12 protein-coding genes and 1 tRNA gene are annotated in these 17,691 nt (G+C 46.2%); 7 read left to right on the top strand and 6 right to left on the bottom strand.

What is annotated here, in order from left to right; all coding sequences use genetic code 11:
- Positions 1-47 precede the first annotated feature (47 nt).
- On the top strand, positions 48-2,252 hold the full coding sequence (locus CSD97_RS08525; RefSeq protein ID WP_005833687.1) for a sodium-translocating pyrophosphatase: 2,205 nt from the start codon (positions 48-50) through the stop codon (positions 2,250-2,252).
- Here CSD97_RS08525 and CSD97_RS08520 read toward each other — a convergent pair.
- From CSD97_RS08520 to pnp, 5 genes are all read right to left on the bottom strand, one after another.
- On the bottom strand, positions 2,249-3,850 hold the full coding sequence (locus CSD97_RS08520; RefSeq protein ID WP_005824376.1) for a SusD/RagB family nutrient-binding outer membrane lipoprotein: 1,602 nt from the start codon (positions 3,848-3,850) through the stop codon (positions 2,249-2,251). The two genes, CSD97_RS08525 and CSD97_RS08520, sit on opposite strands and share 4 nt — an antisense overlap.
- Before the next feature lie 12 nt (positions 3,851-3,862).
- Positions 3,863-7,210: a SusC/RagA family TonB-linked outer membrane protein gene (locus tag CSD97_RS08515; protein ID WP_098032274.1), complete on the bottom strand. Its 3,348-nt coding sequence runs from the start codon at positions 7,208-7,210 to the stop codon at positions 3,863-3,865.
- Between the two features lie 165 nt (positions 7,211-7,375).
- On the bottom strand, positions 7,376-8,311 hold the full coding sequence (locus CSD97_RS08510) for a FecR family protein (protein WP_005824380.1): 936 nt from the start codon (positions 8,309-8,311) through the stop codon (positions 7,376-7,378).
- A gap of 96 nt (positions 8,312-8,407) precedes the next feature.
- The gene (locus CSD97_RS08505; protein ID WP_005833682.1) at positions 8,408-8,980 is read right to left on the bottom strand and encodes an RNA polymerase sigma-70 factor; all 573 of its coding nucleotides are present in this window, start codon (positions 8,978-8,980) and stop codon (positions 8,408-8,410) included.
- A 172-nt stretch (positions 8,981-9,152) separates the two neighbouring features.
- Positions 9,153-11,297 (bottom strand): polyribonucleotide nucleotidyltransferase, encoded by a 2,145-nt coding sequence (gene pnp, locus CSD97_RS08500; protein WP_005824386.1) that lies wholly within the window; start codon positions 11,295-11,297, stop codon positions 9,153-9,155.
- 207 nt (positions 11,298-11,504) lie between these two features.
- Between pnp and CSD97_RS08495 the strand changes: the two genes are divergently transcribed.
- From CSD97_RS08495 to CSD97_RS08485, 3 genes are all read left to right on the top strand, one after another.
- Entirely contained in the window at positions 11,505-12,656 is a 1,152-nt protein-coding gene (locus tag CSD97_RS08495; protein WP_005824390.1) for a thioredoxin-like domain-containing protein, read from the top strand.
- A gap of 190 nt (positions 12,657-12,846) precedes the next feature.
- Entirely contained in the window at positions 12,847-13,311 is a 465-nt protein-coding gene (gene greA, locus CSD97_RS08490) for a transcription elongation factor GreA (protein WP_005824394.1), read from the top strand.
- A gap of 49 nt (positions 13,312-13,360) precedes the next feature.
- Positions 13,361-13,753, top strand: a complete 393-nt coding sequence (locus tag CSD97_RS08485) for an HIT family protein (protein WP_005824396.1) — start codon at positions 13,361-13,363, stop codon at positions 13,751-13,753.
- A 100-nt stretch (positions 13,754-13,853) separates the two neighbouring features.
- Here the strand turns inward: CSD97_RS08485 and CSD97_RS08480 are convergent, their stop codons facing one another.
- Positions 13,854-14,939, bottom strand: a complete 1,086-nt coding sequence (locus CSD97_RS08480; protein WP_005824399.1) for a mannose-1-phosphate guanylyltransferase — start codon at positions 14,937-14,939, stop codon at positions 13,854-13,856.
- A gap of 157 nt (positions 14,940-15,096) precedes the next feature.
- Here CSD97_RS08480 and CSD97_RS08475 point away from each other — a divergent pair.
- From CSD97_RS08475 to CSD97_RS08465, 3 genes are all read left to right on the top strand, one after another.
- Positions 15,097-15,180 (top strand) — tRNA-Leu (locus CSD97_RS08475).
- Between the two features lie 75 nt (positions 15,181-15,255).
- Entirely contained in the window at positions 15,256-16,065 is an 810-nt protein-coding gene (locus tag CSD97_RS08470) for a Fic family protein (RefSeq protein ID WP_098032296.1), read from the top strand.
- Positions 16,066-16,399: 334 nt separating this feature from the next.
- Positions 16,400-17,683 carry a PAS domain-containing protein gene (locus CSD97_RS08465; RefSeq protein ID WP_120136858.1) on the top strand — a complete coding sequence of 428 codons (1,284 nt, stop codon included), beginning with the start codon at positions 16,400-16,402 and terminating at the stop codon, positions 17,681-17,683.
- Positions 17,684-17,691 lie beyond the last annotated feature (8 nt).

Genomic DNA, 17,691 nt, shown 5'->3' with positions numbered 1-17,691 from the left:
TCAATATTTTTAGGCTTTCGTTCAACCTTTTAATACGAATAAATGCTATGGACCAAATCCTATTCTGGCTGGTTCCAGCCGCTTCTATTATGGCACTTTGTTTTGCCTGGTATTTCCATCGTCAGATGATGAAAGAGAGTGAGGGTACGCCTCAGATGATTAAGATTGCCGCTGCTGTGCGCAAAGGTGCTATGTCTTACCTTCGCCAACAATACAAGATTGTGGGCTGGGTATTTCTGGGGCTGGTTATCCTTTTCTCCATTATGGCATACGGTTTCGGAGTGCAGAACTCCTGGGTGCCGATTGCTTTCCTTACCGGAGGATTCTTTTCCGGACTTTCCGGCTTTTTGGGTATGAAGACGGCCACCTACGCATCGGCTCGCACTGCCAATGCGGCACGCACATCGCTGAATGCCGGACTACGCGTGGCTTTCCGTAGCGGTGCGGTGATGGGACTGGTAGTGGTTGGCCTTGGCTTGCTTGATATATCTTTCTGGTATCTGTTGCTGAATGCTGTAATTCCGGAAGATGTAATGACTCCCACCCATAAACTCTGCATCATTACCACTACCATGCTGACTTTCGGTATGGGCGCTTCCACGCAGGCATTGTTTGCACGCGTAGGTGGCGGTATCTATACAAAAGCTGCCGATGTAGGTGCCGACCTTGTGGGAAAGGTGGAAGCCGGTATCCCCGAAGACGACCCGCGTAATCCTGCCACGATTGCGGATAATGTAGGCGACAATGTAGGCGACGTGGCAGGTATGGGGGCTGATTTGTACGAAAGTTATTGCGGTTCTATCCTTGCTACGGCTGCCCTCGGTGCTGCGGCTTTTATCCACTCGGGTGATACGCTGATGCAGTTCAAGGCCGTAATCGTTCCGATGCTGATTGCAGCCGTCGGAATATTGCTTTCCATTATCGGTATCTTCTCCGTGCGTACCAAAGAGAATGCGAAGATGAAGGACTTGCTGAACTCACTGGCTTTCGGTACTAATCTCAGCTCTATTTTGATAGTTGTCGCCACTTTCTTTATCCTGTGGTTGCTGAAGTTGGACAACTGGCTGTGGATTTCCTGCTCCGTGATAGTGGGTTTGATAGTAGGTATCATCATCGGGCGGTCTACGGAGTACTATACTTCCCAATCCTACCGTCCTACCCAAAAGCTGAGTGAAAGCGGAAAGACCGGTCCGGCGACAGTCATAATTTCCGGTATAGGCTTGGGAATGCTTTCTACGGCTATTCCGGTGATTGCCGTGGTGATAGGTATCATTGCTTCTTATCTCTTTGCTTCGGGCTTCGACTTCTCTAATGTGGGTCTGGGGCTCTATGGTATTGGCATTGCCGCAGTAGGTATGCTTTCTACATTGGGCATCACGCTTGCTACAGATGCTTACGGACCGATAGCTGACAACGCGGGTGGCAATGCGGAAATGTCCGGTCTGGGTGAAGAGGTGCGTAAGCGTACCGATGCGCTTGACTCCTTGGGCAATACTACAGCCGCTACGGGCAAAGGCTTTGCCATCGGTTCCGCCGCTTTGACGGGATTGGCTTTGCTGGCCTCTTATGTCGAGGAAATCCGTATCGGGCTGACCCGCCTCGGGACTACCGAACTGTCGCTTCCTCATGGCGATGCCGTGGCTCTTCAAGATGCCACTTTCTTCGACTTTATGCATCACTACGATGTGACGCTGATGAATCCGAAAGTTCTTTCCGGTATGTTTCTGGGCTCGATGATGGCATTTCTTTTCTGTGGATTGACGATGAATGCGGTAGGGCGTGCAGCGGCCCATATGGTAGACGAAGTGCGCCGCCAGTTCCGCGAAATCAAGGGAATCCTTACGGGAGAAACGGAGCCTGATTATGAGCGTTGTGTGGCAATCTCGACGAAAGGGGCGCAACGCGAGATGGTGATTCCGTCACTGATAGCTATCATTGCTCCGATTGCGACGGGACTTATTTTCGGTGTTCCCGGTGTGCTCGGCCTGCTGATTGGCGGATTGAGCAGTGGTTTCGTGCTTGCCATCTTCATGGCAAATGCCGGTGGTGCATGGGATAATGCCAAAAAGTATGTGGAAGAAGGCAACTTTGGCGGCAAAGGCAGTGAAGTCCACAAGGCTACAGTCGTGGGTGACACCGTAGGAGACCCGTTCAAGGACACATCCGGTCCGAGCTTGAATATCCTAATCAAGCTGATGAGCATGGTAGCCATTGTGATGGCAGGGCTTACGGTTGCGTGGAGTCTGTTCTAGAAAGAGTTTTTCCCCGTATCCCACCAAAGGCGGGTGGCGCCGTTATCTGCGCCACCCAGTTTTTCCGTGAGGGTGGCGTATTGTGCCGGGTCGGCAGTGGCGGCGTCCGTCGAGAACGGAAGGCGGCGGATCATGATATCCGTATCAATCACTTTTCCGGTGTTGTTTTGGACCTTGAAAAGTTTGGGGTATCCGGTACGGCGTTGCTCAGCCCATGCCTCATAACTTTCGGGCCAGCATGCCAGCCACTTCTGGGTAATAATCTTTTCGAGTTTCGTCTCTATGTCTGCATCTTCTTCCCATTTGGGGGATATGGTAATCAAGGCTTTCATGTCCTTGCCTACCTTACCGCCCGAGACTACATCTTTATAATCGGCAGGGGTTTTGTCGCTTTCCAGATATTCGGAGGCACCAGCACAGTCCCACTGTGTAAATGAAGTACTTACCCCGTATTCATAGCATGTGCGGGGATTCTCTTTGGTATAGCCGCGGAGGGCTGCTTCGGCCCTGAGCAGCCAGACTTCCGCCGCACTCATCAATACGGCTCCGGTCTTTTCGCCGATGGTACTTGTGTTGAGGGAAGAGCAAAAACTGTAAATGTTGGCGTCACCGTCTTTCATGGGTAAGCCGATGGGAATGCCTAACAACTGTTTTTGATAACCTTCGAGAAGGGCGGTGTTATACCATTTCTTGCCACGCGGGTCCTCATAACCGTTGACAATGGATTCCATCGAGGCATTCATGTAGACTTCACCCCAACCGGCAACGGCACACAAAGGATTGATATAGTTCTTGCCCATTACAGCGATGGTTTCCCTTGCACCTTCCAGTACACCTTGATTGTCATTCAGTGCTTTGGTTGCTTGGTCTTTGGCAAGTGTTGCATCTACATTGGAGATGCGCATGGCAAGGCGCAAACGTAGTGAGTTGGCAAACTTTAACCACTCCTTCAAGGTCTTGCCGTTGGTCAGCATATCATACTCTTTGAATTTGTTGTTGTCACCGCCCTCGTCCAGGTATTCCCTTATCAATTGCTGCCCTTCGTCCAGGTCTGCAAAGAAGCGTGTATAGGCTTCTTGCTGTCCGTAAACCCGGGGTGTCTCACCCAGTTGATGGTAGACCAGCGGACCGTATGTATCGGCAATGCGGTGCATCAGTTCCACTTTCAAAATTTCGGTAATGCCGAGGTAGCCTTTCAAGTTGTCATTGCCATAAAAGTTCTTTTCTGCCTTCTGCACCTCCGTGTAGACATATCCGTAAGTACATTGCCATGCGGCATTGGTCCAGCCTGAGTTCAGGTTGTAGCAGGCGTTGGATTTCATGAATTTAGGAATAGGGTCCATGAAGTAGCCGGAGAACATGTCATGGTTCAGGGATTGTGTCATCTGCCATACCCAATTTAAGCCTACAGAACCTATATTGAAGTAGATGCCCGACTGTATGGGTTCGAATGGAGCAGTCAGGTTCTGGAAATCTATTTCCTTTTTGTCGTCCGAGAAACCTCCCTTGATTTCGTTGTCGTTCTCAAAACCGCCGGTGCAAGCTGCAAGCAGCAATATGCTATGGCAGAAAAGGAATATGATGCACTTGTTTTTCATAAGGTATTCATTTTAAAAGGTTAATCTTAGGTTAAAGCCGATATTCCGGGTAGTAGGCATGCCAAACACGTCTACTCCTTGATTGTTGTTGCCTACGGACATTACTGCATCGGGGTCGAACGGTGCTTCCTTCTTTAAGAAACACAAGTTGCGCGCTGCCAATGATACGTCGATTCCCTTTATGAATCTACTGTTTTCCAGTATCGTTTTCGGGAAAGAATAGCTCAGTGATACTTCACGGAGTCTGATGCAGGTTGCGTCGTACATATAATATTCGGAGATGGCATTTCTGCCGCCTACTGCGCTGTAAAATGCTCTCGGGTCGTTGAACTTCTGTCCCTGGTATTCTACATATCCCCGGGTGCGGGCATCTTCGGTGACTTTGGTCACGCCGTTGGCATCCAACTCAGACTGTGTCAGTGACATGACTTCGCCGCCAAAGCGGAAATCTATCAGGAAATAGAGCTCCAGGTTCTTGTAGGTAAGTGTGTTGCTACATCCCATGGTGAAGTCAGGATTGGCATTCCCAAGCAAATCCTTGTTTCCGGTATTTCCTAAAGGCCTTTTGCTGGTTTCATCAACCATGATGCTGCCATCCTCGTTACGGCGGAAAGCATTTCCATAAATATCCCCCAGGCTGCCTCCTTCTTTGACACGCATCTGATAGCCTGCGTTGAAACCTTCTTCGTAGTAGGAAAATTCCGGATAGTCAGGATGCAGGGTCACTACTTTGTTCTTGTTGGCGGACATGTTGATGAGACTCTTCCACGAAAAGTTTCTGTATAGTAGCGGAGTGGCGTCTACCGTCAGCTCAAAACCCTGGTTACGTATTTTTCCGGCATTGACATACCGGTATTTATAGGTGGAGCCCGTAGGATTGTCCATTCTCAACAACTGGTTCTTGGTATTGGTCTGATACCAAGTGAAGTCTATCCCGAAGCGGTGATGGAAGAAGCGCCATTCTGTACCGAATTCGATGGAGCTGCTGATTTCCGGTTTTAGGTCACCGCGCTGTTCTACGGTATTTACATTGATACTGCCGCCTACCATGATGATGTCTACCGGATTGGTGATTCCTATCGGGAGGTCATTACCGACTTCCGCCCATGAAGCGCGCACTTTTGCAAAACTTATCCATTTGGGCAGGGAGCAGGTTTTGTTAAGAATCCAGGTAGCTCCTATGGAGGGATAGAAGAATCCGGTATTCTTGCTGTCTGTGTGGGCTAATGTGGATGACCAGTCGTTACGTGCGGTAATGTCCAAGTATAGTAGTCCTTTCCAGCCCCACTGCATGGTGGCAAATACTGATTGGAGCGTGCGTTTGCTGTCGATGCTCTGATTTACGGCTGCTTTGGAGTCCATCACTACATTGGGGACGGTAAATACATTCGGTTTGTAGAGGGAAGCAAGCCTTGAGTCTATCGTCAGTGAATTGACTTTACTCATGTTGATGCTGGCTCCCAGTGCCGTATTGAGGGAAAAGTCATCAAATTCCTTGTTGAACAAGACCATTGCGTCACCGTAGACTTGGATTTCCTGGCTGTCCGACCAGATGTAACGTCCGTTTTCCTTGTCCTCGTATTTGCCGGCGATGTTGGGAGCTGTAGTGGCATACATCTTATTGTCGAATTTATCACTGATATAATCCACATTACCCCGTACCTGCAGGTTGAAGTAGTCCGTAATGTGCAGATTGGCTCTGGCCGATGCCACAGCGCGATAACGCTTGTAGCCACTGAGCACGCGGTTTTTCAGCCAGTAGGGATTCTGTCCCCATTCACTGACGGTACCATCTCCATTCTTTTCAATCCAGTTTTGTGTCATCATATTGCGGTCGGCATTCCACGTTTCAAAGTTTTCTCTGTAAGTGCTCATGTCTATGCCACGTGGGAAACTGTACAAGCTGACCAGCGGATTCAGATAATAGCCGCCGGTAGCAGGGGAGTTCTTGACGGTTTGGGTCATTAGTGTTGCAATGCCGTCCAGTTTCAGCTTGTTGTTGAAGAGGCTGGCCGTTTCGTGTAGGTTCAGGTTATTCTTCTGTAGTTTGTTATTGTCCACAATTCCTTTAGCCGTGGTGTTGGCGTATGAGAAATAAGTTTGTACCTTTTCATTTCCGGTAGTGATGGCCAGCGAATTGAAAGTGGTGATGCCATTGCTGAAGAATTCGCCTATGTTGTCATAGTCCGTTACATTGCCTTTTGTACCCCAGCTTGCCGTACCGCCATCTTCGTTCCGGCCGTATGTATTTTGGAATTCGGGGGTACTGATGGCGTGACTTACGGTCAGGTTGGAGGAGAATGTAACGCGCTGCAGTCCGGCCTTTCCCTTTTTAGTGGTGATCAGAATGACGCCATTAGCTGCCTGCGAACCATAAAGCGCGGCGGCAGAAGAACCTTTCAGGATGTTGATGCTTTCTATGTCGTCCGGATTCAGGTTGGAAATCCCGTCACCGGCATCACGGTTCAATCCATCGTAGTTACCGCCGATTACGGTGGAGGTGGATTCTGTTGAGCTGTTCAGCATAGGAACACCGTCAATTACGTACAAGGGCTGGTTGTTGCCGCTGGCAAATGCAGAGCGTGCACCGCGAATGACGACTTTGGCAGAACCTCCTAAATTGGCGGTTTTATTGATTTGTACTCCGGCCGTCTTTCCTGCCAGTGTATTAATCATGTTCGGCTCTTTGGCACGGGTCAGCTCACTGCTGCTTATCTGTTGGGTAGAATAGGTCAATGAGGACATTTTCTTCTGGATACCCATGGCGGTTACCACTACTTGCTCCAGGGCGAGGCTCTTTTCTTCCATCCGGATGTGGAGATTATTTCTACCGTTCAGGGCAATGGTTTGCGGTTCATAACTGATGTAGGATACGACAATAGTGGCATAAGGAGGGATATTCATACTAAATTCTCCTTCGGTATTGGTGATAACACCTTTGGCGGTCCCTTTTTCAAGAATGTTGGCACCGATAATCGGTTCGCCTTTGGAGTCCGTCACCTTTCCTCTTACAGTAGCCATTTCCTGCAGAGTGTCTGTCTTATCCTCAGCACTCCTGCTGTTTTTGGTTAAAACGATGTTTTTGCCTTCCATCACATACTTGATGTCTGTCCCTTTGAACATTTGGTCAAGTACTTCGGAAACAGTTTGGTTGCTTGCATTGATGTCGACGGTACGGCGTACATCGACGTTCTGTTTGTTATATACAAATAAGTATTCTGTTTGCGATTCAATTTGCTCGAGAACTTGCCCTACCCTCAGCCGGGCATTTTGAATGCTGACCCTGGCATTCTGAGAGTAGCAGTTCCCGCTGTATACCTGAAATATAACAAACAGGAGAAGGAATAATGTGATTTTCATAGGTTTGCAATAATTGCTTAAAATCTAATTTTTTTAGATAAAAAAGCCTCATCAACAAAATTTTTCTCATATCTTTGTCACTGTGTTAAGTTAATAAATTGATTAAGGTCGATTTTTGACTGTTTCGGATCGGAAAGTATGGGGGTACTTTCCGATCTTTTTTTCTTACTCATATATAACAATTGAATCCTTTTCTTCGTTGATGCGGAACTTGAAAGGATGGTCTTTCGAGATGGTCCGCAGTATATGTTCGATGCCGTCCTGCTCTCTGAACTTGCCGGTAAAGCTGCCGTAGTTCAGCAGTTGAGGACTGGCAACGGTTATCTTTACATTATAGTATTTCTCCAGTCTACCGAGGATACCGCTGAATGGAGCGTCGTCAAAACAGTATAGTCCCTCTTTCCAGCGTAGATATTCATAGGAAGGAAGGACGGCCTTTCTACATTTTCCGTTTTCATTGAGAAATACCTCGTCTTTCTGCAACCTGGTGATTATCTGGCTGCTGTTGGCCGGATAGATATCGACGATACCTTCCACCAATGTGGTTCCGAACTCATGGCTCCCACTGTAGGCACAGACGTTGAAACTCGTTCCTACAACTTTTACCTTGTTCGTTTCTGTATGTACATAGAATGGGATATTCTTGTTTTTGGCTACTTCAAAGTAGGCCTCTCCGTCCAATTCCACATTTCGTTCGTTGCGTCCGAAGTTGGCGGCATATTTCATGGTGGACTTGGAGTTCAGCCATACGCGTGTTCCATCGGCGAGGATAATTTGGGCCCGTTGTCCGGCAGGCACAGTGACTGTTTGCAACTGCACCTCCTTGTTATATAAAAAGTCGGAGGTGATGAAATAACCGGCAATGGCGACAATGGTGACGGCGGCTATACGGGCCGCCCAGCGGAGCATCGGCATGATGTGCACCGTTTTCTTTTCATTGTTTCCCTGCTTGTCCGAGAACAAGGAAATGTCGTATATCATGCGCTCTTTCAGGAAGATGTCCCGGTTTTCATCCGAGGCGTCTATCCAGTCGAGTATCATCTTTTCTTCTTCAACGGAAGTAATACCTTTGAAATATTTATATAATAGCTCTTGGTTCATTGTCAATAATTTATTTCTTTTCTAAAACGTGCTCTTTTTACCTTTTGTATATATAACCGGAAAGTGGGCGGTAACCCTATTCCGTAGAAGCATTTTTTAGGATATTAATATTATGAGTATGGTAACAAGATAATCTTTCAGTCTCAGCCGGAGAATCCGCAGCACTTTGGTGATGTGTGCCTCTACGGTTTTAAGTGATATGTCCAGACTATCGGCAATCTGCTTGTTTGCCAGGTTCTGGTATCGGCTCAACATGAATATCTTCCGGCTTTGCTCGGGCATTTCCTGTAAGGTCTTATTTACGATATGCTGTATTTCCGTGTTGAATATCTGGTCCGGTTCGCAGGCTTTCAAGGTGGAGATGCGTAAGTCCAGTTCGCGCAGGTTGTGGCTGCTGATGGTTTCTTCCGCTCGCAGACGCACCTGCTTGTGCTCGAGTACGTGCAGGGCTTTGTTCTTTATGATGGTCAGCAGCAGGGCATGCAGGTTACTGTTTTCTTCCCAGCGGTCTCGGTTTTCCCATAAGGCAATCATGGATTCCATCACAACGTCTTCCGCTTCTGCTTTATCCCTGAGATAAGAATAAGCAAAAGCCAAAAACTTTTCTTGGTTTTCCTGGAAAAAGCGTGAGAAAAGATTCATAGTATGTAGGCTCCTTAAACCGGACATTAATTGAGGTTCTTTATGGAATATAAGGCTTTACATAGCAAAAAAACATAATCTTTTTGGAATATGCAAGCATTATGCCTTGTTTTTTCAGAGCCATTTCTGGCAGTATTGACAAAAAGAAAGCCTGATGGGGTTCCACCAGGCTTTATATACTTAAAGAATAAGAGATTTCTTATTTCTTTTCCGGTCTTTCTTGTCTTTCCGGTCTCGGAAGCAATACTTTGCGTGACAGCTTAAATTTTCCGGTCTTCGGGTCGATGTCGAGAAGTTTTACGTCAATTTCATCACCTTCCTTGATACCGGCTTCTTCTACTGTTTCCAGACGTTTCCAGTCGATTTCGGAGATATGGAGCAAGCCGTCCTTACCCGGCAGGAATTCAACGAATGCACCGTAAGGCATAATGGAGCGTACCTTGCCTTTGTAGACTTCGCCTACTTCGGGGACAGCTACAATCCCTTTGATGATACGCATAGCATCATCGATGCTCTTCTTGTTGGTACCGGCGATTTCGATTCTACCGATGTTGTCCACTTCTTCAATAGTAATGGTAGCACCGGTTTCTTCCTGCATACCTTGGATAATCTTTCCACCAGGGCCGATGACAGCACCGATGAATTCCTTGGGAATGGTCATTGTCTCGATACGCGGAGCGTGAGGTTTCAGGTCTTCGCGAGGCTCGGCAATGCACTCGGTGATTTTGCCCAAGATATATTCGCGGCCTTCTTTAGCCTGCAGCAATGCCTTTTCGAGGATTTCGTATGACAGACCGTCCACTTTGATGTCCATCTGAGTGGCGGTGATACCGTCTTTTGTTCCGGTCACCTTGAAGTCCATGTCGCCCAAGTGGTCCTCATCACCGAGGATATCGGACAATACGGCATATTTGTCTTCGCCTGCATTCTTAATCAATCCCATGGCGATACCTGATACCGGTTTCTTGATTTTCACACCTGCATCCATCAATGCCAGAGTTCCGGCACATACGGTAGCCATGGAAGAAGAACCGTTTGATTCGAGGATATCGGATACCACGCGTACTACATACGGATAGTTTGCAGGAATCTGACCCTTCAATGCACGCCATGCCAGATGGCCGTGGCCGATTTCACGACGGCCTACACCGCGCTGTGCCTTGGCTTCGCCCGTAGAGAACGGAGGGAAGTTGTAGTGCAGAAGGAAACGTTCTTTTCCGTGTTCCAATACGTCGTCGATAATCTTCTCGTCCAACTTGGTGCCTAAAGTCACAGTAGACAAAGACTGTGTTTCGCCACGTGTAAAGATAGCGGAACCGTGAGGGCCGGGCAGGTAGCTGGTCTCACACCAGATAGGACGGATTTCGGTCGTCTTACGTCCGTCAAGGCGCTTGCCTTCGTCCAGAATGGAACGGCGCATCGCCTCTTTTTCCACATCGTGATAGTAACGGTCGATGAGGGCTGCCTTTTCTTCCAGTTCTTCTTCGGAGAACTGTGCCTTGAATTCTTCGCGGATGGCATCGAAAGCATCCATGCGTTCGTGCTTGTTCTTGTTTCCGGAAGCGGCAATGGCATAAGCCTTGTCGTAGCAAGCGTCGTGAACGGCCTTACGGAGTTCTTCGTCGTTCACTTCGTGGCAATATTCGCGTTTCACGGTAGAGCCTACTTCTTCTGCCAGTTCCATCTGTGCCTTGCACTGAATCTTAATGGCTTCGTGTGCGGCCTTCATCGCTTCCAGCAAGTCCTGCTCGGAAACCTCGTCCATTTCGCCTTCCACCATCATGATGTTTTCATAAGTGGCGCCCACCATCAAGTCCATATCGGCTTGTTCTAGTTGTTCGAAGGTAGGGTTGATGACGAATTGTCCGTTGATGCGTGCTACGCGTACTTCGGAAATAGGTCCGTTGAAGGGGATATCTGAAACTGCAAGTGCGGCAGAAGCTGCGAGTCCGGCCAGAGCGTCGGGCATATCTACGCCGTCTGCTGAGAAAAGAATGATGTTTACGTATACCTCTGCATGGAAATTATCAGGGAATAAGGGGCGGAGAGCACGGTCAACGAGGCGGCAAGTGAGGATTTCGTAGTCAGAAGCGCGTCCTTCGCGCTTTGTGAAACCGCCGGGGAAACGTCCGAATGCGGAGAATTTTTCTTTGTACTCTACCTGTAATGGCATGAAATCTGTTCCGGGAACTGCGTCCTTGGCGGCACAAACAGTAGCTAAAAGCATGGTGTTGCCCATACGAAGCATTACAGAACCGTCTGCCTGTTTTGCCAGCTTTCCCGTTTCGAGCGTGATGGTTCTGCCATCAGGAAGCTCGATCGTCTTAACAATTGGGTTAATCATAAAAAATGTTTTATATCTAATTTTCTTTCAAAATTCGTGCAAAGATACATAATTTATTCATGTAAAATGGTGGGAATGAGATAAAAAGTTTGTATTTAGTTGTTTTTTGCAGTTTTCTATATGGAAGAACGAGGGAAAATGCTTTGACTGAACTTGAAAAGAAGTATATTTGCAGGCACGTTTGCAAAACAAAACTGAAGATACGATATGAAGAAAATCTTTTTTATGGCACTTGCTGCAATAGCATTGGGTGCATGTAATTCCGAACCGAAATTCAAAGTAGAGGGTGAAGTGTCTGGTGCCGACGGCAAGATGCTTTATTTGGAAGCCTCGGCATTGGAAGGTATTGTTCCTTTGGATTCTGTAAAGCTGGAAGGGGATGGCTCTTTCCACTTCAAGCAGGTACGTCCGGTGTCTCCGGAATTTTACCGTCTGCGGGTAGACGACAAGGTTATTAATTTCTCGGTAGATTCGACGGAAACGGTTTTGGTAAAGGCACCTTATACCGATTTCGCCACTGCCTATACAGTGGAAGGTTCTCCGAATAGCTCGAAGATAAAGGACTTGACGCTGAAGCAGATGAAGCTTCAGGATAATGTGAATGCATTGCTGCAGTCGGTGCAGGCACATAAGATAGGTGCCGATGTTTTTGAGGACAGCCTTGCCTCTTTATTGAAGAACTATAAGGATGAAGTGAAAATCAGCTATATTTTTGCCGCTCCCAATACGGCTGCTGCCTATTTCGCCTTGTTCCAGAAGTTGAATAATTATTTGATTTTCGACCCTCTGAACAATAAGGAAGACATTAAGTGTTTTGCAGCCGTGGCAACCAGCCTAAACAATTATTATCCGGATGCCGACCGCTCCAAGAACCTCTACAATATTGTGATAAAGGGAATGAAGAATACCCGTACTCCGCAGCAGAAGGTGGTGGAAATCCCCGAAGAGGCAATTTCCGAAACCGGCATCATCGACATTAACCTGCGTGACATGAAGGGCAATACACGTAAGTTGAGCGAACTGAAGGGCAAGGCTGTTATTGTGGACTTCACTGTTTATCAGAGTGCCGTTTCTGCTACACATAATTATATGTTGCGCGACTTGTACGACAAGTATGCCGCCCAGGGATTGGAAATCTATCAGGTTTCTCTGGATGCAGACGAGCACTATTGGAAAACAACTGCCGACAATCTACCTTGGATTTGTGTGCGCGACGGCAATGGAATTTATTCGTCTATAGCGGCTTCTTATAATGTGAAGAATGTGCCTTCTGTGTTCCTGGTCAACAAGAACAATGAGTTGAGTGCCCGTGGAGAGAGCATTAAAGACCTGGAGGCGGCAGTGAAAGCATTGCTGTAACATGTTATAAATAAGAAGTTTTCGTTTAAATATGTTACAAAGCAGCCTTTTATGCTTGACACGCATTGTATAAAAGGCTATCTTTGCAAAGGAAAATCGGAAAGAGGGTTCCAGCATGCTGACCATGTTGGAATTCTTTTTTGTTTATAGTACCATTAAAAACTAACATAACATTTAAGGAGGAAAAAGTATGGCTTATATGTCAGAAGACGGCTACAAGAAATTGATGGCCGAATTGAAACACCTGGAGACGGTGGAACGTCCCAAAATATCGGCTGCCATTGCCGAAGCGCGTGACAAAGGTGATTTGTCGGAAAATGCAGAGTATGACGCTGCCAAGGAAGCTCAAGGTATGCTTGAGATGAAAATTAACAACTTGAAGCTGACCATTGCCGACGCTAAGATTATTGATGAGTCGAAGTTGAAAACCGATTCTGTACAGATTCTCAATAAGGTAGAGCTTAAGAACGTGAAGAATGGCATGAAGATGGTTTATACTATCGTTTCCGAAAGTGAAGCCAATCTGAAGGAAGGAAAGATTTCCGTCAATACTCCGATTGCACAAGGTCTGCTTGGCAAGAAAGTAGGTGACATCGCAGAAATTAAAGTTCCGCAGGGCATGATTAACCTGGAAGTAGTGAACATATCCTTTTAAAGGAAGGCAGGTCCGCATACGGGCTTGCCTTATTTTATAATTTATAGCTATGGCAACAATATTCAGTAGAATTATCGCAGGTGAAATACCTTGCTACAAGGTGGCGGAGGATGACAGATTCTTTGCGTTCCTTGACATCAATCCGTTGGTAAAAGGTCATACATTGGTCATTCCCAAGCAGGAAGTGGATTATATCTTCGATTTGAACGATGAGGATTTGGCGGCGATGCATGTTTTCGCCAAGAGAGTGGCGCTTGCCATCGGCAAGGCCTTTCCGTGTAGAAAGGTAGGAGAAGCGGTATTGGGGCTGGAAGTGCCTCATGCGCACATACATTTGATTCCTATGCAGAACGAAAAAGATATGCTTTTCTCCAATCCCAAACTGAAACTGACGGACGAAGAATTCAAGGCTGTGGCAGAAGCTATCCGTGCAGTGCTTTAATCGGTTTATTTTCCTCCCCTAAATAAACGGAAGCGGGAGTTGGACTTCATCCAGCTCCCGCTATTTTTTTGCCTTCGGCACCTATCCTTTAATTTTTAATTTAAATGTATTCCTCTCCCAGTTTTATCTGGGCATCATTCACATATTTGCGGATGGTATGTTCTTCATCTTTCTTGCAAATCAGTAATACATTGTCCGACTCGGCTATGAGATAACCTTCCAAACCGTCGATAACTGCAAGTTTGTTGTCGGGCAGCACCACGATATTGTCTTTGCTATTATAGATGAGGGATTTACATTTTAAGGCTACATTGCCTGCTTCATCTTTGGGAGACAAATCATACAAAGACCCCCAGGTTCCTAAATCAGACCAGCCGAAATCGCCTAATGACACATATACATTGTCTGCCTTTTCCATGATGCCGAAGTCTATGGAGACATTGGGGCAAGCAGGGAAGTTCTCATCAATGAATTGTTTCTCTTGGACTGTTCCATACACATCTTTGCCGGGGGCCAGTTTGGAAGTCAGCTCGGGCAGCAGGGCTTCGTTTGCCTTGATGATGGTATTTACGTTCCACATGAACAGACCAGAGTTCCAATAGAATTCTCCACTTTCCACGAATACTTTTGCCAGTTCCAGTTCGGGCTTTTCAGTGAAGGTTTTTACCTTGTAGAAATTATCACCGGCGGCTTCGGCTATTTGTATATAGCCATATCCGGTTTCCGGACGGTTGGGCTTGATGCCGAGTGTCAGCAGATTGTCCGATTGGGAAACGAAGTCCAGCCCTTTTTCGATAGCTGCCAGAAATTCGCCTTCCTTCAGGATTAAGTGGTCCGAAGGAGCTACCACTATATTGGCGTTCGGATTCAAGGCGCGGATATGATAGGAAGCCCACGCAATGCAGGGGGCTGTATTCCTGCGTGTCGGCTCCAGTAGAATCTGTTCGGGTTTAAGTTCGGGAAGCTGTTCTTTTACAAGGTCGGCATACAAGTCATTTGTTACGATAAGTATATTTTCCATGGGGATTACCTGCTTGAAGCGGTCGAAGGTTTGCTGCAGCAAGGAACGTCCTGTACCGAAGAAATCCAGAAACTGTTTTGGAAGTGTCTTGCGGCTGAATGGCCAGAAACGGCTGCCGATTCCTCCGCCCATAATTACACAGAAATTATCCTTATTGGTTACCATGCTATTGATTTTAAAAGTTTCTGCTAATGTACTGCATATTTTACAAACAAGGAATGATTCAAGCAGGTTTTATCGTTTTTTTCGCCTTTTTTTAGGAAAAGTATTGCAGGTTTAGAAAAAAGCTGTATCTTTGCACCGCATTTGAGAAGTCAAACATGCCCAGATGGCGGAATCGGTAGACGCGCTGGTCTCAAACACCAGTGGATTCACTTCCATCCCGGTTCGACCCCGGGTCTGGGTACGAAATAAAGAAGCGGGGAAAGTTTTAATGCTTTTCCCGCTTTCTTTTTATACTTATCTTTTATGCCCTTTGCTCATGGGAACAGATATCTGGCAAGAGATAGAAGTACTGAATCAAGAATTTGTGAGGCTTGGTATCAGTCAGTCGGTAGACTATGAAAAGTACTACCTCTATTCGCTTATTACCCATTCTACTGCTATTGAGGGCTCTACACTTACCGAATTGGATACCCAGTTGCTTTTTGATGAGGGGATAACAGCTAAAGGAAAGCCGTTGGTCTATCATCTGATGAATGAGGATTTGAAGAAGGCATACGAACTCGCCAAAGAAGAAAGTGCACAAAATGCGGAAATTACGCCTGTTTTCTTACAAAAATTGAATGCTGCTCTAATGCGTACTACTGGGAGTGTATATAATGTAATGGGCGGTTCTTTTGATTCTTCTAAAGGTGAATTTCGTTTGTGCGGCGTTACTGCTGGGGTGGGCGGGTGTTCTTATATGAGCTATCCTAAAGTTCCCGCTAAAGTAGAAGAACTTTGTTCTATATTGAGAGAAAAGCAAAAGAATATGGAAACATTTCGGGAACGATATGAATTGAGTTTCAATGCTCATCTCAATTTGGTAACCGTTCATCCGTGGGTAGATGGCAATGGGAGAACGGCTCGTTTGTTGATGAACTATATCCAGTTCTGCCATCATCTTTTTCCGACGAAAATCTTTAAAGAAGATAGGGGCGACTATATTCTTTCTTTGCGGCAGTCGCAAGAAGATGAGAACAGTCAGCCTTTCTTGGACTTTATGGCAGCGCAGCTGAAAAAATCATTTGCGTCAGAGATTGAGAAATACAATACGGGACGTAAAAAAGGTTTTAATCTCATGTTTTGAAAAGCGACGATTCCTTCCTGATAAGCTCATATAGGCATTAGCTGATTGTGCTGTATCATCCTTTTGTATTGGGTTATTCTCAAAATATTCTCTTCTCGGCATTAAATACAAAATAATGGGTGTAAAATGCAAATTTATTTCGTAGATACTGTTTTCGCATTTATTTTTTTCTAAATTTGCAGTAGCTGGAATCTTATCTAACTATTTAATTATTAAATGTTTGCCAATTATGACAAAACATGTTCCTCTTTTTTTACCTCTCGGAAGTATTCGGTTACTGACGATATTCTTCTCTTTTTGTATAATCTTTGTTCATCCGGCATTAGCTGACAAAATGGCTGAAAGCCCCGAACTTTTCGATACTGCTTTCACCTTGCAGGAAAGGCTTGATATTCCCGACGGGTTTGTTCAAAGAGAGATGGTCTATATTTCCATTCTTTTAGGTACATTGGTGCTGTGCCTCTTCTTTTTCTTCATGCAGAGGCGGATGAAGAAATTGAGGGAAAGGGACCGGGAGAGGTATCTGCAACTGTTGGAAGGCATTCTTGATAATCTTCCCATTGCGGCAAAAGTGAAGGATGTGAATGATGGGATGCGCTATACTTTTTGGAATAAAAAGGCAGAGGAACTCTTTGAATGTTCGGCCAGAGAGGCTATAGGCAAGACGGATTTTGAAACAATGCCAGAGGCTGCGGCTTTAATTAGGAAGGAGGATGAAGAGTTGGTCAAGACGGGGATTCCACAAGAAGGTATACGACGTTTTTTTACCAAGAAGAACGAGGAGCGGTTTACCTTCCAGAACAATAATTTTATAAAGCTTTCTGATGGTCGCAAGTGGATTGTTTATACTGCTTGGGACATTACTGATTTGAAAATCATGGAGCGCAAGCTACGTCTGGCCAAAGAGGAGGCTGAGGAGTCCAACCGGATAAAATCGGCTTTCCTGGCCAATATGAGTCATGAGATACGTACTCCGCTCAATGCAATAGTTGGTTTTTCGAGTATTTTGGCCACGGAAGTGTCTGAGGAAGAACGGGTGGAGTATCTCGATATTATAGAGCGGAATAATGAACTGCTGTTGCAGCTCATCAATGACATTCTGGATTTGTCGAAGATAGAAGCCGGTACATTGGAGTATGTCTATGCTAACGTGGATATCAATAAAATGGTGTCCGAGATAGAGCAGGCTACAAGTATCAGGCTGACCAATAAAGACGTGCGTCTGGTCACGGTTACGCCATTGCCCGGTTTGCTGCTGTATACCGATCAGCGCAGAATTACTCAGGTATTCAATAACTTCATCAGTAATGCGCTGAAGTTTACTGCTGCCGGTAGCATTACCATTGGTTACGGAATGCCCGAAAATAGCTATATCCGTTTTTATGTCACCGATACCGGGACGGGGATATCATCTGAGAATGCGCAGGGGATTTTTAACCGCTTTGTGAAGCTGGATTCCTTTAAGCAAGGTACCGGACTGGGACTGGCCATTTCGCAAAACATTGTGAAGGAACTGAAAGGAGAGATAGGGGTGGAGTCACAGTTGAGCAAGGGCTCCACTTTCTGGTTCACGTTGCCTTTTTATAAGATGGACGCGCACCGTTCTATCTTTCCTTGATGCTGCAA

It is taken from the genome of Bacteroides sp. AR29 (assembly GCF_900217715.1).
Lineage (GTDB): Bacteria > Bacteroidota > Bacteroidia > Bacteroidales > Bacteroidaceae > Bacteroides > Bacteroides uniformis.
The sequence above is the reverse complement of the archived record's forward strand: the minus strand, read 5'-3'. Positions and strand labels throughout refer to the sequence as shown.

What these genes read in the sequence shown, in the direction of transcription:
- CSD97_RS08525 (WP_005833687.1), top strand. Translation starts at nt 48, where the DNA reads ATGGACCAAATCCTATTCTGGCTGGTTCCAGCCGCTTCTATTATGGCA.
- CSD97_RS08520 (WP_005824376.1), bottom strand. Translation starts at nt 3,850, where the DNA reads ATGAAAAACAAGTGCATCATATTCCTTTTCTGCCATAGCATATTGCTG.
- CSD97_RS08515 (WP_098032274.1), bottom strand. Translation starts at nt 7,210, where the DNA reads ATGAAAATCACATTATTCCTTCTCCTGTTTGTTATATTTCAGGTATAC.
- CSD97_RS08510 (WP_005824380.1), bottom strand. Translation starts at nt 8,311, where the DNA reads ATGAACCAAGAGCTATTATATAAATATTTCAAAGGTATTACTTCCGTT.
- CSD97_RS08505 (WP_005833682.1), bottom strand. Translation starts at nt 8,980, where the DNA reads ATGTCCGGTTTAAGGAGCCTACATACTATGAATCTTTTCTCACGCTTT.
- pnp (WP_005824386.1), bottom strand. Translation starts at nt 11,297, where the DNA reads ATGATTAACCCAATTGTTAAGACGATCGAGCTTCCTGATGGCAGAACC.
- CSD97_RS08495 (WP_005824390.1), top strand. Translation starts at nt 11,505, where the DNA reads ATGAAGAAAATCTTTTTTATGGCACTTGCTGCAATAGCATTGGGTGCA.
- greA (WP_005824394.1), top strand. Translation starts at nt 12,847, where the DNA reads ATGGCTTATATGTCAGAAGACGGCTACAAGAAATTGATGGCCGAATTG.
- CSD97_RS08485 (WP_005824396.1), top strand. Translation starts at nt 13,361, where the DNA reads ATGGCAACAATATTCAGTAGAATTATCGCAGGTGAAATACCTTGCTAC.
- CSD97_RS08480 (WP_005824399.1), bottom strand. Translation starts at nt 14,939, where the DNA reads ATGGTAACCAATAAGGATAATTTCTGTGTAATTATGGGCGGAGGAATC.
- CSD97_RS08470 (WP_098032296.1), top strand. Translation starts at nt 15,256, where the DNA reads ATGGGAACAGATATCTGGCAAGAGATAGAAGTACTGAATCAAGAATTT.
- CSD97_RS08465 (WP_120136858.1), top strand. Translation starts at nt 16,400, where the DNA reads ATGGCTGAAAGCCCCGAACTTTTCGATACTGCTTTCACCTTGCAGGAA.